At 37.4% G+C, this 16,069-nt stretch carries 15 protein-coding genes; 8 read left to right on the top strand and 7 right to left on the bottom strand.

Going from position 1 to position 16,069, the window contains the following annotated elements; genetic code table 11:
• Positions 1-68 precede the first annotated feature (68 nt).
• The gene (gene bchH, locus FFR48_RS03585) at positions 69-3,815 is read right to left on the bottom strand and encodes a magnesium chelatase subunit H (protein WP_137666408.1); all 3,747 of its coding nucleotides are present in this window, start codon (positions 3,813-3,815) and stop codon (positions 69-71) included.
• 309 nt (positions 3,816-4,124) lie between these two features.
• Here bchH and FFR48_RS03580 point away from each other — a divergent pair, with 309 nt between their 5' ends.
• A complete protein-coding gene (locus FFR48_RS03580; RefSeq protein ID WP_137666407.1) occupies positions 4,125-5,066 on the top strand; it encodes an N-acetylmuramoyl-L-alanine amidase in 942 nt (313 codons plus the stop codon).
• Positions 5,067-5,125: 59 nt separating this feature from the next.
• Here FFR48_RS03580 and FFR48_RS03575 read toward each other — a convergent pair whose 3' ends face one another.
• Positions 5,126-6,106, bottom strand: a complete 981-nt coding sequence (locus tag FFR48_RS03575; RefSeq protein ID WP_137666406.1) for a CHAD domain-containing protein — start codon at positions 6,104-6,106, stop codon at positions 5,126-5,128.
• 146 nt (positions 6,107-6,252) lie between these two features.
• Positions 6,253-6,657: an NIL domain-containing protein gene (locus FFR48_RS03570; protein WP_137666405.1), complete on the bottom strand. Its 405-nt coding sequence runs from the start codon at positions 6,655-6,657 to the stop codon at positions 6,253-6,255.
• A gap of 66 nt (positions 6,658-6,723) precedes the next feature.
• Here FFR48_RS03570 and FFR48_RS03565 point away from each other — a divergent pair, with 66 nt between their 5' ends.
• Positions 6,724-7,299 carry a thioredoxin family protein gene (locus FFR48_RS03565; protein ID WP_096571998.1) on the top strand — a complete coding sequence of 192 codons (576 nt, stop codon included), beginning with the start codon at positions 6,724-6,726 and terminating at the stop codon, positions 7,297-7,299.
• A 57-nt stretch (positions 7,300-7,356) separates the two neighbouring features.
• Here the strand turns inward: FFR48_RS03565 and FFR48_RS03560 are convergent, their stop codons facing one another.
• Positions 7,357-7,590, bottom strand: coding sequence for a DUF6737 family protein (locus tag FFR48_RS03560; RefSeq protein WP_137666404.1), 234 nt, complete (start codon positions 7,588-7,590; stop codon positions 7,357-7,359).
• A 109-nt stretch (positions 7,591-7,699) separates the two neighbouring features.
• Between FFR48_RS03560 and FFR48_RS03555 the strand changes: the two genes are divergently transcribed.
• A complete protein-coding gene (locus FFR48_RS03555) occupies positions 7,700-8,797 on the top strand; it encodes a Gfo/Idh/MocA family protein (protein WP_137666403.1) in 1,098 nt (365 codons plus the stop codon).
• Positions 8,798-8,912: 115 nt separating this feature from the next.
• Complete coding sequence (locus FFR48_RS03550; protein ID WP_137666402.1) at positions 8,913-9,650, top strand: Uma2 family endonuclease; 738 nt, start codon at positions 8,913-8,915, stop codon at positions 9,648-9,650.
• 398 nt (positions 9,651-10,048) lie between these two features.
• On the opposite strand, the gene FFR48_RS03545 is transcribed toward FFR48_RS03550, so the two are convergent.
• The 3 genes from FFR48_RS03545 to FFR48_RS03535 form a co-directional block, all read right to left on the bottom strand.
• Positions 10,049-10,300: a hypothetical protein gene (locus FFR48_RS03545; RefSeq protein ID WP_190347993.1), complete on the bottom strand. Its 252-nt coding sequence runs from the start codon at positions 10,298-10,300 to the stop codon at positions 10,049-10,051.
• On the bottom strand, positions 10,284-10,559 hold the full coding sequence (locus FFR48_RS03540) for a BrnT family toxin (RefSeq protein WP_137666401.1): 276 nt from the start codon (positions 10,557-10,559) through the stop codon (positions 10,284-10,286). The genes FFR48_RS03545 and FFR48_RS03540 overlap by 17 nt, the downstream gene beginning before the upstream one ends.
• A gap of 179 nt (positions 10,560-10,738) precedes the next feature.
• The gene (locus tag FFR48_RS03535) at positions 10,739-11,620 is read right to left on the bottom strand and encodes a DMT family transporter (protein WP_162501837.1); all 882 of its coding nucleotides are present in this window, start codon (positions 11,618-11,620) and stop codon (positions 10,739-10,741) included.
• 146 nt (positions 11,621-11,766) lie between these two features.
• On the opposite strand from FFR48_RS03535, the gene hisA reads away from it, so the two are divergent.
• The 4 genes from hisA to FFR48_RS03515 all read left to right on the top strand — a co-directional run.
• On the top strand, positions 11,767-12,540 hold the full coding sequence (gene hisA, locus FFR48_RS03530) for a 1-(5-phosphoribosyl)-5-[(5-phosphoribosylamino)methylideneamino]imidazole-4-carboxamide isomerase (RefSeq protein ID WP_137666399.1): 774 nt from the start codon (positions 11,767-11,769) through the stop codon (positions 12,538-12,540).
• A gap of 999 nt (positions 12,541-13,539) precedes the next feature.
• Entirely contained in the window at positions 13,540-14,292 is a 753-nt protein-coding gene (locus FFR48_RS03525; RefSeq protein ID WP_137666398.1) for a winged helix-turn-helix domain-containing protein, read from the top strand.
• Positions 14,293-14,345: 53 nt separating this feature from the next.
• A complete protein-coding gene (locus FFR48_RS03520) occupies positions 14,346-15,668 on the top strand; it encodes a PAS domain-containing sensor histidine kinase (RefSeq protein ID WP_137666397.1) in 1,323 nt (440 codons plus the stop codon).
• A 28-nt stretch (positions 15,669-15,696) separates the two neighbouring features.
• Positions 15,697-16,069, top strand: a 373-nt coding sequence (locus FFR48_RS03515) for a phosphate signaling complex PhoU family protein (protein WP_307722504.1), incomplete at its 3' end; no start/stop codon positions are given.

The following is a 16,069-nucleotide window of genomic DNA, read 5'->3' as shown; positions in this document are numbered from 1 at the left end:
ATCAATTTAATTGTACTGTAAATGTGTTGGGTTGCGCGGTGCTTAACCCAACCTACGTTTTTAAGTTTCTAAACTGTCACACCTTCTAATTGTTCATCACTCAATTCATACAACTGACGCAATTTTTCCAACCTATTACCATCAGCATTCCATAAACCGCGCCCGTGTGCTTCCAACATTCTACTAACAATATTTCTAAAAGCTTCCGGGTTTGCTTTGCGTAACTTTTCCGCCATTTCTGCATCTAAAGCATAAGTATCCGCAGCTTGTTCATAAACCCAATGATCTCGAAAATCAGCAGTTCCACCCCAACCTATTAAAGCCGTCATTCGTTGGGAAATTTCAAAAACACCACCAGAACCTTGGTTAGCCATTGCTTCCGCCCATTTAGGATTTAATAACTTAGTTCGGTACTCCATTCTTAACAAATCATCTAAATTTCTAGGGGTGGTATCCTTAGAAAAACTTTCCACAAAACTAGCTGTAACTTTTTTCCCGCTTTGTTGTTCAGCCGCTTTTTTTAAACCTCCAGTATTGGCATAATATTCCTGAATATCAGTTAAACCATATTCAACAGAATCTATTTCTTGAACAATGCGATCGCTCGTTTTTAATAATGTCTGCAAAACCTCCGGCCTAGCTTGTCCTTTATCCTTTCTTCCATAACTAAAAACATTGCGACTTTCCCAAGTTTTACCCAACTCCTCGCCATTTTCCCAATTACCATCAACCACTCTATCATTAACCAAAGAACCAAAATCACCAGAGGGGTTAGAAAACAATCTTGCTGAGGAATTTTCCACACCTTGCGCTTTTAATTCTAAAGCGTGTTTTCTAATAAAATTCTGTTCTTCCGGTTCATCAACTTCCGCAGCACGTCGAAATAAATCATCCAATAATTCAATAATATTCACAAAACTATCACGGAAAATACCAGATAAATTTCCTAACACATCAATGCGCGGATGTCCCACATCAGAAAGAGGTTTTAAATCATATCTTACTATCCTTCCCGTACCCTCCTTAACAGGTTCAGCACCCACCAATTCTAACAGAATACCAAGAGATTCACCCTTAGTTTTAATAGCATCCAAACCCCACAATAAAACCGCCACAGTTTCAGGATATTTCTGATGTTCTGCTAAATGCTGATCAATAATCTTCCGTGCAATTTCCCTACCTCTTTCATAAGCAGCAGGAGAAGGCATTCTATAAGGATCTAAAGCGTGAATATTTCTCCCAGTAGGTAACACACCCGCCCCATCCCTCAACAAATCTCCACCCGGTGCAGGAGGAATAAACTCACCATTTAAACCCCGCAAAAGATTCGTCAACTCATCAGTAGATTGATTCAACAAACTTGTAATTATTTTCTCTTCTTCTTCTCTTCTTTCTTCGCGTTCTTCGCGTCTTTGCGGTTCGTTCTCTTCTCCAAAAAAAGCATCCAAATAACCCTTTAACTCCTCCTCACTTGGCGCTTCACCTAAAGTATGTAAACCAGAAGAAAACAACCGATTTTCTAACACCTGCAAATACTCATACAACTTAATTAAATAATCATCAAAAGCATGACCACTAAACATCCTGACATTTTCCGGCGTAAAAGCAATACCCAATTTTTTCGCATCATCAAAAGGACAATCAACATCCAAACCAGTATCAACAATCTTCTTACAAATACCTTCTTTCAGCACATAATTCTTCTTTGGATCTTCCCGATATTCTGCGATTAAATCCCGTAAACTTACCAACTCCTTATATAAACCCGCCCGTCCATAGGGTGGTACATTATGAGAAATTAAAACCCCATAACCACGACGTTTAGCTAAAATTGATTCTGAAGGATTATTAGCAGCATAGATATATAAATTTGGCAGATTTCCTAACAGAATATCCGACCAAGAATAACCAGTATTTCCTAAAGGTGAACCAGGCAACCATTCCACAGTTCCGTGCATTCCAAAATGGACAATTGCATCAGCTTGAAATTCATTTTGCAACCACTTATAAAAAGCAGCATATTGAGGATGGGGAGTTAAATCTCGCTCAAACATTAACCGCATCGGGTCGCCTTGTATTCCTAAAGGTGGCTGAACACCGATCCAAACATTTCCTAATGTTACACCCCCAAGATGTAATTCATCGCCATAGGTTTTAATTCCTGCACCTGTTAAAGATTTCCATTGTTTTTCAATTTTAGAAGTGCGGAGATATCCTAACCATTTTTCTAATTTTCTAGCATTGACAGTATTAGCATCTGTGGGGAAAGGTTTATCTTTTTCCCAGGTTTCCATTTCTTCATCTATTGCTTTTACTTGTTTAATTAATTCCTCTCCATCTTCAGGAATTTTCCCTACTGTATAACCTTGTTCTTTAAGTGCATGAAGTAATTTAATTAAACTGCGAGGAACATTTAATAAAGCAGCAGTTCCTACAGCACCATAACCAGGAGGAAAACCATATAAAATTATGGCAATTTTTCTTTCTGATGCTAATTTTTGACGTAAGGAAACCCAATTTTTAACTCTATCAATTAACCTTTGTACTCTTTCTGGAACTAAATAAATATCTTCACCAACTAAACCACCTAAAGGTATAGTATCAATTGCCCCATCTAATTCAGGAAGTGCATATAAAACTACACTTTGTAAACCGCCAATTCCTTGACGAGTCCATGAATGAATATCTTGAATTAATAAAGGTGCAGCGACAATATAGGGAATATTTTTAGCAGTTAAAATGCGTTTTGCAACTTCTATTTGTCTTCCCGCTTCCATTGAACCCGCAGGTCCACCAACTAAAGGAAACCCAATTGTAGAAATGATCGCATCAACTTTGACTGCTGCTGAAGAAAGGGAAGGAGTTTCAATATTTCCTTGTTGTCTTTGTTGGGTTTCATAGTCGGTTGTCATCCAGTCACGCACAGCAACATGACCTTCAACTCCGTTAATAAAAATTGGTAAAGGTATTAAACCCGAATCTTCAAATTTTCTGATTAATTGGGGGATATAATTCTGTTTTGTAATGACGTGCTTTCTATAAAGTAAAATTCCGATAACTGGGGACTGGTGACTGGGGACTGGTGACTGGGTAATTTTATTCTTTTCTTTCTCCTGACTCCTGACTCCTGACTCCTGACTCCTTTTTTCATACCACTCCAAATATGCTTTAGGTGATGTAAAATACCCTGGATAGTCGGGATGTAATAAACCCATGTTGGGGGTTTCGATAGGTGCAGGAATATCACCGACTTGTAAATCTAAGTATTTTCCCGCAAGTGTCCAAAATAAAGCTGCTACATTTTCCGTTCCTCCTGCGTTCCAGTAACCGTAGATAATGAGCCAGTTGCGGAGGTCTTGGACTTTTTGTACTGGTACGAATTTTAATAGTTTTGGTCCAATTTTTAAGAAACTTATATAACCTGCGAGTTTGTCTTCTTCTTTACCATTACTGAATTTATCGAGTATGAATTTAACAGGTTTAGGCATTCCTTTAGGTTTATCACCGATAGAAAACACCCCTATTTTCGTTAAACTCATTAATTCTAGTGCTGATTCAAAAATAAGCCGGATGGGAATGTTAGCAATATGTTCTCTTAACCATAAAACTTGGTCATAGTCAAATATTAAACTACCGAAAAATACATCAGCACCTTGAAGTGCGGCTTGTACCTCTTCTGGGTTGGTGGTAATATTGCGATCGCTAAAAACGCGAATATCTAACTCAGGACAGCGAGAAACAGCCAAAAAAGCCGCTTTTCGGTACAAATCAGCGTTAAAGGATTCAAAACCAGCAATTAAGACAATACGTTTCATGTCACTCAGTTACGAAATCTTTCTTTACTTTGATCTTAAACATTGTTGCGGACTAATGGGGGAATATCTACCTAAAGAGTAGAATATCTCATTTGCCTATTGAAACTGAAGTTAAGATGGATTTACCTTTTTTCACTGTATTGGGAAATTTACAAGTTACATTGTGATTACATAAATATCTAGTTGCTGTCGATTTTGAGCAATTATAATATGTGATATCATAATTCTGGTTTTTGACTAGAAAAAATCCCAAACAAGCCCATTTTCTTAATTAAATCTTTTCTGTTGAAAGTACGTTGAGGATACACCATGAAATTTGGAATTGATATGGGACATAATTGTCCTCCAGATACGGGAGTAAGAGGTATTAAATTTGAAGATAACTTAACTATGGACGTGGGAAATAAAGTTATAGCTAAGTTAAAAAGCTTAGGTCATGAAGCAATATCTTGTACACCAAATAGTGCCAGATCAGTTAGTCAATCTCTGGGTAGACGTTGTGATATAGCTAATAGAAACAAAGTTGATGTTTTTGTTTCTATTCATTTTAATGTCTTTAATGGGCAAGCTAATGGAACAGAAGTATTTGCTATGAGTGATGCTGGGAGAAAAATCGCCCAACCAGTATTAGATGAAATTATCAAGTTAGGATTTTTTAATCGCGGTGTCAAGAATGGTTCTCACCTGTACGTGATTAGAAATACAAATATGCCAGGTATTCTCATAGAATGTTGCTTTATTGATTCCGCGAAAGATATGCAACTTTATGATGGGGAAGCAATGGCCAATGCTATTGTTACAGGGTTAACTGGTAAAGTGGTATCTTCTCCTGTAAACATAGTAGGAGATGAGGAACAAAATACAGATACCTCTGTTCTCAGATTGCAACAAACTTTAAATCGACTGCAAATAACTGATAGAAATAATAGGCGTTTGGATGAGGATAATATTATTGGACCTGCCACAACTTCTGCTGTAGAGAAGTTTCAAAGAATTGTGGGAATTATTCCCAGTGGAATGGCAACTAGCACTACATGGAATGCCATTAATCAGATATTATCAAAACGATTAGTGCAAGGAAATCAAACCACCGGACCAGTAATGAGATATATACAACATCGTGTAGGTACTGTTGCAGATGGTATTTATGGTCGCAATACAGAAGCGGCAATTAAGAGATTTCAACAGCAAAATGGTTTAACTGCTGATGGTATTATTGGTCCTGCAACTTGGCAGAAATTAATAGGTTAATGAACAATTGATAGTTGATAGTTGATAATTAATAATTAATAATTATCAATTATCAATTATCAATTATCAATTGATAAAGATGGCAATATTGTTAGATATAAATTCTGTCTCGTTTCTGGTTTTAAATATTGCTGTTGTAGTGGTTGCCACTGCTGCCATAATTGGTAACGATTTACAGCTAATAAAGTTATTAGACCACTTATTTGCTCGTTAATTTCTGACTTAAAGATATTTTCCAGCCACTCATTTAAAACCATGCTATCTTGCAGCATTCCCAAAATTTCTTGGATACTTTTTACCTGTGAAATATGTGTGGTAAAAGCTTCACCGTATAAATCAGTAAATAATTCCATTTGATAGCGAACTCTTTTAGCTTGTTTTCGCAAATCATGAAGAATTTTCCCTTGATTTTTCAGATTTTTTTCTAACTCTTCCGGTGTCCAGTTGCTTTGTACAACTACTTCTGAGTTTACAACTTGAGTACCAACCATCCATCCTGGATGCAATAATAATTTACTGACTTCAGGTAACAGTAAATCTGGTAGCACTTGCTGAATTGGCAAATCTGCTAATGGTTGATAACTAGGCTTTTCTAACCATTGTTGAAAATGATTTTTCAAAGATTTATAAGTTTCATCTTTCAATATTTTTTGCACCTGGGAAAAAGCAACTTCCCGTTGTTTGGCTAAAGTAGAAAAAGCTATCTCTAAAGATGCTTGTTCCTTTGGAAGTAAATGTGGTTTATAATTATTTTCCAGTATCTCTTTTAAGACATCCAAATCTCGGAGATTTCCTAGTATTCTGGCAATTTTACCAATATTTTTATCGCTGGCTGATTTGGGTAAATTTAAACATAGCTCAAACCGACTAACTGCTGTACGTAAACGACGCATTCCCACACGCATTTGGTGTAGTGCTTCTGGATTTTCGTCTTTTTTAACTGATTTTTCCCATTTTATGGTTTTGTGAAAGTGTTTTTCGATTGCTTGATATGCACAATTTCCTAGACTTTTGACTGTGGGTGTTGTGGCTAAGTTCATAGGTTATATCAATTCACTATCTCATCATATTTTTGCATCATAGCAGTAGCGAAAAATTGAAATCTATTATTTTATAGACTTTTTAACAACATTGGCTGCTAGTTATTTGATATGTAATTATTCAGATAATCTCATTTTTAAAGATTTTAAAGATTGGTAGAAATAGCCTGTACCGGACAAGTGGGAATACATTGTTCACAAACAATACAACGCGATCGCGTAAATGTAAGTTGATATGTATCTGGGTTGAGAGAAAGAGCTTCCGTTGGACAAACTCCAGTACACAAACCACAGTCAACGCATAGATCATCATCAATGACAATTTCACCTAAATTATGGGAAACACTGATGTGTTGCGATCGCATCCACTCAATAGCTGCATCTAGTTGATCAATATCCCCCAATAATTCCACTACCAGTTTACCAATTTGATTAGGGGCTACCTGAACGCGGATAATATTCGCCGCAACATTAAAATCTTTTGCCAGTCGGTAAGTGACAGGCATTTGAATTGCACGTTTAGGAAAAGTCAGGGTGACTCGTTTTTTCATGGGTAAAAAACTAAGTTTTGCTAAACTAGATGATGAAACTGCTTAATAAGTCTTAATAAATAAATTATGAGTACAGATGCACCATTTAATGCTCCTACCAAGCCTGAATCTACATTGGGCAAGCGTTTGAGAAACTTCCTCATTGTTATTGTAGCGATCGCCCTGAGTGCTGCCCTATTTTTAGGACTGCAAACCCAGACAACCTCAGTTTCTCTCACCGAACTAGATGCTGCATCCACACCCTTAGAAGTTGCAGTTAGCAATAATAAACCCAGTTTAGTAGAATTTTATGCAGATTGGTGTACAGTCTGCCAAAAAATGGCACCCGACATAGCCGAACTCAAACAACAATATGCAGACAAATTAAACTTTGTCATGCTGAATGTAGATAATAACAAATGGTTGCCAGAAATGCTCAAATATCGAGTAGATGGTATTCCTCACTTTGTATTTTTGGGTAAACAAGGAGAAAGTATAGCCGAAGCTATTGGTGACATACCCCGTTCCATCATGGCCAGCAACTTAGAAGCTTTGGTAAATGGTTCTCCCCTACCCTACGCGCAAATGAGTGGTAAAACTTCCAAATTTTCCGCCCCAGTATCAACAAATAGTCAAGATGATCCCCGCAGTCATGGAGGGTAACTGGGGACTGGGTAATAGGTAATTGATAATGGGTAATTGGTAATTGATAATTACTTATTACTCATTACTTTTTTGATCTAAAATGCCGCTTTCAACCATTAATTTTGGCCAGATTAATAAAAAGAAACCCATCCAACTTAATACAGGGATAGCAACAATAATTGTCAACCATATAAGTTTGAGTATTAACCAACTACCGCCAATTAATGTGATACCTGTGAGGATAATTGACCAAGGTTGACACCACCAAGGTTTATAATTCCAAGGATTGATAGTTTGTTTTTCATTCATCCTAGTAAATCCATAGTTAAGAAATTGGATTTTATTTAAAACAATTAATAGTATCAATATTTAGTATAATACTAAAAGGTAAATTTAGCAAATAAATCAAAGATACAATATGATTGGGGTTGCAATTGTTGGTACTGGTTTTGGTCAAAAAGTACATATTCCCGCATTTCAAGCACATCACAAAACCCAAATAACTGCGGTTTATCATCGAGATATCAACAAAGCAAAAATCATTGCAGAAAATAATAATGTTCCTCATTTTAGTGATAACTTCACTGAAATTATCAATTTACCAGAGGTAGACGCTGTGAGTATTTCCACACCGCCATTTTTACATTATAAAATGGGGAAACAGGTATTAGAAGCTGGTAAACATCTGTTATTAGAAAAACCAGTGACTTTAAACGCAAATGAAGCTAAAGAATTATATCAATTAGCCAAAACTAAAAATGTCATTGCCACAGTAGATTTTGAATTCCGCTTTATTCCTGCATGGCAATATTTTCAGCAGTTGTTAAATACAAATTATGTGGGAAATATTCGGTTAATAAAAATTGACTGGTTAGGTTCTTCTCGTGCTGATACATCCCGTCCTTATAATTGGTATTCTCGTAAAGATCAAGGTGGTGGGGTATTGGGTTCTTTAGGTTCTCATGCTTTTGATTATATTAACTGGTTATTTGGACCAGTTAGGAAATTAAATGCTTATTTTAATACAGCTATTTCCCAAAGAATTGATCCTGTAAATGGGGAATTAAAAGCAGTAAATACAGATGATAATTGTTTGATATCTTTGGAATTAACAAATGGTACACCATGTCAAATTGCTATTAGTGCAGTAGTTCATGCAGCTCGACCCCATTGGATAGAAGTTTATGGAGATAAAGGAACATTAGTTTTAGGAAGTGAAGAACAAAAAGATTATATTCACGGGTTTAAAATTTGGCGTTCTCAAGTTGGGGGAAGTTTAACAGAAATGGAAATTCCTCAACAATTATTATTTCCTCAACATTATGCTGATGGTCGAATTTGTTCATTTTTAAGAGTTGTAGATCAATGGGTGACAGGAATTGAAAGCAAACAAGAGATTATACCATCTTTGAAAGAAGGGGTTTATTCTCAATTATTGATGGATTTGTCTCATCAATCAAATGATTCTAAAATGTGGGTAGATGTTCCAAGTTTAGGAGAGTTTTTAGCTGAATAGTTAACTGTAGTGAGGAATTTATTCCTCCTTTGAGGACTGAAGTCCTCACTACGAAAATAATAATAGATGAAATTCAGATGATAGAATAAAAATAAATCAAGTAAACGTAACTTTTATGGCAACCCTACTCAGTGAAAGTAAATCACAGACGGGACTGGTTATCTCATGGGAAGCGTTACCCGATGGTTATCAACTAGAGGATGAACCAGTGGACAATACAGGACAACCACTTTTAGCAGGTGCTTTGTGTGAAAGTTTAGAAATCAGTGGTTTTATTCAACCACAGATGTTAATTGCTGTTAATTTTGCTTTATGTGCCACATTAAATAATCAATTTATCGCCAAAGCACCAGATTGGCTATATATACCTTCAGTTAAAGAAATATTACCAGGACGGAAAAGCTATACACCCCATTTAGAAGGGGATATACCGGCTGTGGTTATGGAATTTTTGTCAGATAAAGACGGCGGAGAATATTCATTTAAACGTACCTATCCGCCGGGAAAATGGTTTTTTTATGAACAGATTTTGCAAGTTCCTATTTATATCATTTTTGATCCAGATGGAGGATTATTAGAATATTATCAACTGGAAAATGGACGTTATGAATTAAAGCAACCAGAGGAAAATGGTCGTCATTGGATTGAGTCAATGGGTCTATTTTTAGGAACTTGGCAAGGTGCAAAGGAAGGACGTACAGGTTATTGGTTGCGATGGTGGAATCAAACAGGTAATTTGTTACCTTGGGCGCTGGAAATGATTGAAAAAGAACGTAAGGAGAAAGAAAGGTTAATGGCTTATTTGCGATCGCAAGGAGTTGATCCTCATAATTTACCTAATCATGCTGAGTAAATTGGGTATGTAGATGTAGGTTGGGTTGACTTTAGGAAGCCCAACATTGATCAGCTTTCATTGTTGAAAAAAATCAAATTAACCATTGCAACTGCGATATGAACAGCATCAACCTCAGCTTCCGATATTTGTAACAAAAATTTACAATTACTCGACACGCTTAATAGTCAGGTGAAAATAGTGTTCCCTCTTCCAATGAGAAAACAGCGATCGCTCTAGAAAATACTCTAGAAAATACTCTAGAAAATACTCTAGAAAATGCTTAATACACATACACCAACAATGATAATAATCCGGTTTATGTGTATCCTTCTTCATTTGCTCTGCTAATAATCCAACCTATTATTGCCGAGTAATCAATCGGATGCTCGCCGCAGATGACCTTTAGCTTTTAAAGATCACGTTTGAGAGGTCTGCTCCAACGCATTGTTAGGCTTCTGTCTTTGGGCAATTTGCATGAGCAGCCGGAGTGCTTCATTAACCGCTTCACTTGTTGGAAATGCTTGAGCAACATCAGGATCGAGTAACACTACATTCGTTCCTGCCTTGTAGCGTTCGACATATTTCCCTCTAACACCACCCTGCATCTTGCTAAAGTCATACTCAGGTCTTAAGTCGTCTTCTAGTTCGTGGTTACTCTCCATCTTCATAAAACCTCCTTTCATTTCGGGTTGCCTCTCGCGCGCTAATAATCCGAACTCGATTTACTCGATCTGTATGAGGGACTATCAAGATACGATTGGTACTTGATAATCCAATGATAACGTAACGCTCCTCGCCAAAAGAGCGATCTGGGTCAGGAAATGTCACAGATAAAGGATCGTTAAAAACAGTAGATGCTTCCTTGAATGAAACACCATGCTTTTTCAAGTTTGAGTTCGCTTTGTCTGGATTCCATTCAAACTGCATCTAAACAATACTTAGTTACTATAATTCAAAATCTGAGTTTAGCATTAAAAAAGTGCATTACATTACATTTCATTGAGCCAACCAATCGGCGATCGCCTTAAAATTTAAAATTTATCGCAATATGCCCACAGAAACTTACACTAATAGCGATCGCTCTAGAAAATACTCTAGAAAATACTCTAAAAAATGCTTAATACACATACACCAACAATGATAATAATACAACCTAAGAATCTATGTTTAATATTTTTTTCATGAAAGAGGAAATAGCCATATCCTACAGTCATCAATAAACTGCTTTGTTTTACCGCCACGGAATTTGCTGCTACTGTAGATGCGATCGCTATCACATGACACCACATATCAAGTGCTTTTAAGCTACCTAATAAAACCAATTTATAGAAATTACTTTTTAACTTAGAAAACCAATTAGGAGAGCATAAGATTACAATAGGCAAAGTCATGATAGCTGTACAAAAATAGAGAGAAGCTGAGAAAAATAATGGCGAGGAATTTGTTGCCCCAATTTTATCAAAAGAAGTAGTTAAAGCCCAGAGAAAAGCTACTATTAACATTAATTGAGAAGATTGGGTAGTCATCAAAGATTTTAACGGTGTGAGATAATTGTTCTCCTTGGGCTTTATATTTAAAAAATAGGCACCAAAACAGATTAATAAAATACCTATAAGTTGTGATTTTGCAGGAAACTCATTCAGAATCAAAGGAGAAGCGATCGCTAAAAATAACGGCGAAAATCCCATTAACGGTATAGTTAAAGATATATCTCCAAAACGCAACGCCCTCATATATAAAATGCCGCCAATAGTAGATAGAGTAGCATCAGCTAACAAAGCCCACCAAAAATCTTTCCCGATGGTAGGTATTGGGTTAGGTGATAATAACAACCAAGGAATATAAATAATTAGAGTAAATGCCCTTAATGCCCACGCAACTAAATACTCATCTAAGGGTTGATTGCCTTTATTTGTCACAACTTTACTAAAGACATCTCGCAGAGATTCAAAGGTAGCCGCCGCCAGTGAGAAATATAGCCAAGTCATGGATTCAGTAAATGTAGGGTGTGTTAACGTCAGCGTAACTTTCCAACAACCTCTTAGGGTTTGCTGAGAAAGTCTTTTTGTGGAAATGGGGAATAGGTAATAATGGGGAAACATAAAATTAATTACCCAATCACCAATCACCAATTATGCAAGTAATACCAGCAATTGATTTATTAGAAGGTCGTTGTGTACGCCTATATAAAGGCAACTATGCACAATCGCAAGTATACAGCGAAAACCCCGCCGAAACTGCGAAAATGTGGGTAGACCAAGGTGCAACCAGATTACACTTAGTTGACTTAGATGGGGCAAAAGCTGGTAAAATCGTTAACCTAGCAGCCATTGAAGCCATCTGTAATGTAGTCTCAGTACCCATTGAAGTTGGTGGAGGTTTACGCGATCGCTCTAGTGTTGTACAATTATTTAATCTCGGTGTGCAATGGGGTATCCTGGGAACTGTGGCAGTCGAACAACCCCAGCTAGTCCAAGAACTTTGTCAAGAATTTCCCCAACAGATTATAGTTGGCATAGATGCCCGTAATGGTTTAGTTGCTACACGCGGTTGGTTAGAAACCTCGGAAGTTTTAGCTACCCAACTCGCTACCCAAATGCAAGAATTAGGTGCAGCAGCTATCATCTACACCGACATCAACCGTGATGGTACATTACAAGGACCGAATTTAGACGCATTACGAGAACTCGCAGCAGCAATTTCTATACCCGTCATCGCTTCTGGTGGTGTTAGTTCTGTTACCGATTTGTTAAGTTTATTATCTTTAGAACCCCAAGGAGTCACAGGTGTAATTGTGGGTAAAGCTTTGTATACTGGGGATATCTTGTTAAATGAAGCTTTAAAAGCCATTGGTCCTGGACGTATTCAAGATATTCCACCCAATTTGGATTTTTCTAGCTTTGCTTAAATAGGTGACATCAGTAATATCTCTGATAGATTTCGGGAATAATAGATATTGCTGATGTAGATAAAATCGGCACTAAATAAATATTACAGATAAATCTCATGTCTAACCAAAACAGTAATTCCAATCAAAATAACCAAAAAGCGCAAACAAATAATAAAGCCAAAAGTAAAAGACCACAACCACCAAAAGGACTAGGAAAACCAAAGACAGAATAGATTAATTGATAATTGATAATTGATAATTGATAATTATCAATTATTTATTATTGATGGTTCTGCATTACATATTATGCTAAATTGCGTTTATCAAAACGATGAACCCCTTGCCACGCAATAAATACTGGCATTATTTATGGCTTGCTGATAGCGTAGCGTGGCGTTAGCCATATAAATCTGAAAACTTTACAGGTAAAGGGTTTTAGCTATTTTGACTTGTACTGAGCGACTTGTACTGAGCGACTTGTACTGAGCGACTTGTACTGAGCGACTTGTACTGAGCGCAGTCGAAGTAAGTCGAAGTAAGTCGAAGTAAGCCGAAGTGCTTTCAAAAGTGCAAGCTTGTATGAGGTGGCAACTGAAAAACCTTGCATTTAATTCCTACTTAAAGAAAAAATCGTTCCTATCCAACTTATGACTTACGCAAGATGTGACTGAAAACCTTATTCTTGCCTAGGGGTAATTCATGAATTACCCCTACTTTCGTTCCCTTTTGCGTAAGTCCTGCAACTCTTGAAACTGTCACCTGTCACTGGTCCTTCACAGATAACTTTTTCAGCAAACCCAATACCCCGAATTCTAGTCGAGGGAATGTCAATTAACCAGAATAAATCACCAAAGTGGTTGAAAATACTTGTTCATTGCGAGGAAATGTGATTTATGATATATTTGAGTTGTGATATTCAATACAATCAGCCCAAAATAGCTACTCTGCAATCAATGTAGATGATGAGTAGTTAAGCAATTATCAAGACGAGTACAGTCTCAAAACCTTGTGCCATCAATGTATACCACTGAATTAACTAAATATTCTGCTAAAGCGGAACTTGGACAAACTAGCCGCATTCTAGTAGTAGAAGATGAAGAACTCATCCGAGAAATGCTAGTTATGGCTTTGGAAGAAGAAGGTTATGAAGTCATCACTGCTAATGATGGACGATCTGCTGTAGAGTATCTCAGAAATTGCGGATCCAATTCAGAAGAATCTGCTTTTGATTTGGTAATTTTAGACTTGATGCTACCGCAAATTAATGGATTAGATATTTGCAGGTTATTGCGTCATCAAGCTAACTCAGTACCTATTTTGATTCTCAGTGCTAAGGGTAGTGAAACTGACCGAGTTCTGGGTTTAGAAGTAGGAGCAGATGACTATTTAACCAAGCCATTTAGTATGCGGGAACTGGTGGCTAGATGTCGCGCCCTGCTCCGTCGGCAACGTTTAAGTAATTTACCATCAATACCCGTACTCAAGTATAAAGATATTAGTTTGAATCCTCAAGAATGCCGGGTGTTGGTGCGGGGAAAAGAGGTAAATTTATCACCAAAAGAATTCCGCTTGCTGGAACTATTTATGAGTTATGCTCGTCGAGTATGGTCACGGGAGCAATTGTTAGATCAGGTATGGGGACCTGATTTTCTAGGTGATAGCAAAACAGTAGATGTGCATATCCGCTGGTTACGGGAAAAGTTAGAGCAAGATCCCAGCCATCCAGAGTATATTGTGACTGTGAGAGGTTTTGGCTATCGTTTTGGCTAATTGGTGCATATAGTTGTTAGTTTTGAGTAATTAAATAGCAACTAACGACTCAAATGTTCTTATTGGGATTTCTTCTGGGTTTGGCAGTCGGCCTTGGTTTTTGGCTTTGGCAACAGTTTCAACTCAATAGTTATTTGGAGCGAGTGATCCAGCCTTTAAACTCCCATTCTTATAAAATAGCATTGCCTGTACTCCCCCGCTTACGGCAGGAAATGTCAATGGTGAAGCAACAGCAACAAGATTTGCAGTTGTCATTGCAAACCTACAAAGAACTGCTTGATTCTGCACCTTTAGGATATTTGCAAGTAGATGAGGAAAATCAACTATTATGGTGTAATCAGCAAGCACGGGAAATATTGCATCTGCAAAGGTGGCAACCTGGACAGGTGCGCTTATTGTTAGAGTTGGTAAGGTCTTATGAACTTGATCAATTAATTGAGCAAACCCGTGATTGGCAAAAACCGCAGGTGCGAGAATGGATTTTTCACCCTTCCCGTGATCATGCTAAAGCTATGTTAGAGTTAAAGCCTTTGGCTTTGGAGGCTACCAGTTTACCTTTACCAGCAGGACAGGTAGGTGTATTCTTAGAAAATCGCCAACCATTGCTAGATATGAATCAGCAGCGCGATCGCTCTTTTTCTGATCTCGCTCATGAACTGAGAACACCCCTCACTTCTATTCGTCTGGTAGCAGAAACCCTGCAAAGCCGTTTAGATCCGCCCTTGAATCGTTGGGTGAAGCGTTTGATGCAGGAAGTTGACCGGTTGATTAATTTGGTGCAAAGTTGGTTAGAACTAACACAAATGGAAACTAACTCCACCATGTTGTTACATCTGGAAACGGTGGAAGTGCGATCGCTGATTTTCTCAGTGTGGGAAAATTTAGAGCCATTAGCGCAATATCACAATCTTAATCTTTCTTATTCCGGTTTAGAAAGCATCAGCATCCAAGCTGATAAATCCCGCATTCACCAAGTATTTGTCAATTTATTAGATAACTGTATTAAATACACCCTCCCTCACACTAATATTCACATTGAAGTTAACGTGATTTCTGTGAGTGAATTTATGATGAACGATCATCAATCTCAACTATTGGAAATTAATATCATTGATTCTGGTCTTGGTTTTGCGCCTATAGATTTACCCCACGTCTTTGATCGATTTTACCGAGGAGACAAAGCCAGACACCATGAGCCTGAAAGTAGTGAAACCGCAATTACTGGTAGTGGTTTAGGTTTGTCCATCGTCCGCCAGATTATCATAGCCCACGGTGGCACAATCAAGGCCATGAACCATCCCGAAACCGGTGGTGCTTGGATACAAATTCACCTGCCTCAAGTCATGGCAAACCCACTAAGTGAAGACTATAGTTAAGAATATATAAAATTTTGAGATTAAAGATGTGAAAGCTGTTTTTTATAATCCCAACTTTGAACGACCTGAACCTGAACGCAGCATTAGGCGTTTAGAGCGCGATATATTGCGTATGGGAGCTTTGGTAGAACAATCATTTCGCCTGAGCCATCAAGCTTTATTTAATCGCGATTTAACCGCAGCCGAGAAACTTCCCCGATTAGATAAAAAAATTGACCACTTTTATAGACAAATAGAATCAGATTGTACATCCATGATGACACTGCAAGCACCTACACCTCAAGAGTTACGTTGTTTTAGTGCCTTTATGCAATTAGTACGAGACTTAGAACGTATTGGAGATTATGCCAAGGATTTAGCGGAAATAGCCATTAAAATATTTCCTTATCCACCTCATCCTT

This window comes from Sphaerospermopsis reniformis (assembly GCF_005402885.1).
In the GTDB taxonomy this organism is placed as follows: Bacteria; Cyanobacteriota; Cyanobacteriia; order Cyanobacteriales; family Nostocaceae; genus Sphaerospermopsis; species Sphaerospermopsis kisseleviana.
This window is presented reverse-complemented; position numbering and strand designations above follow the sequence as displayed.

Bases quoted from the DNA above. Each gene is read 5' to 3' on its own strand.
- FFR48_RS03570 (WP_137666405.1), bottom strand. From the start codon at position 6,657: ATGAAAAAACGAGTCACCCTGACTTTTCCTAAACGTGCAATTCAAATG.
- FFR48_RS03525 (WP_137666398.1), top strand. From the start codon at position 13,540: ATGTATACCACTGAATTAACTAAATATTCTGCTAAAGCGGAACTTGGA.
- FFR48_RS03520 (WP_137666397.1), top strand. From the start codon at position 14,346: ATGTTCTTATTGGGATTTCTTCTGGGTTTGGCAGTCGGCCTTGGTTTT.
- hisA (WP_137666399.1), top strand. From the start codon at position 11,767: ATGCAAGTAATACCAGCAATTGATTTATTAGAAGGTCGTTGTGTACGC.
- FFR48_RS03545 (WP_190347993.1), bottom strand. From the start codon at position 10,300: ATGAAGATGGAGAGTAACCACGAACTAGAAGACGACTTAAGACCTGAG.
- FFR48_RS03550 (WP_137666402.1), top strand. From the start codon at position 8,913: ATGGCAACCCTACTCAGTGAAAGTAAATCACAGACGGGACTGGTTATC.
- FFR48_RS03575 (WP_137666406.1), bottom strand. From the start codon at position 6,106: ATGAACTTAGCCACAACACCCACAGTCAAAAGTCTAGGAAATTGTGCA.
- FFR48_RS03535 (WP_162501837.1), bottom strand. From the start codon at position 11,620: ATGACTTGGCTATATTTCTCACTGGCGGCGGCTACCTTTGAATCTCTG.
- FFR48_RS03560 (WP_137666404.1), bottom strand. From the start codon at position 7,590: ATGAATGAAAAACAAACTATCAATCCTTGGAATTATAAACCTTGGTGG.
- FFR48_RS03540 (WP_137666401.1), bottom strand. From the start codon at position 10,559: ATGCAGTTTGAATGGAATCCAGACAAAGCGAACTCAAACTTGAAAAAG.
- FFR48_RS03555 (WP_137666403.1), top strand. From the start codon at position 7,700: ATGATTGGGGTTGCAATTGTTGGTACTGGTTTTGGTCAAAAAGTACAT.
- FFR48_RS03580 (WP_137666407.1), top strand. From the start codon at position 4,125: ATGAAATTTGGAATTGATATGGGACATAATTGTCCTCCAGATACGGGA.
- bchH (WP_137666408.1), bottom strand. From the start codon at position 3,815: ATGAAACGTATTGTCTTAATTGCTGGTTTTGAATCCTTTAACGCTGAT.
- FFR48_RS03565 (WP_096571998.1), top strand. From the start codon at position 6,724: ATGAGTACAGATGCACCATTTAATGCTCCTACCAAGCCTGAATCTACA.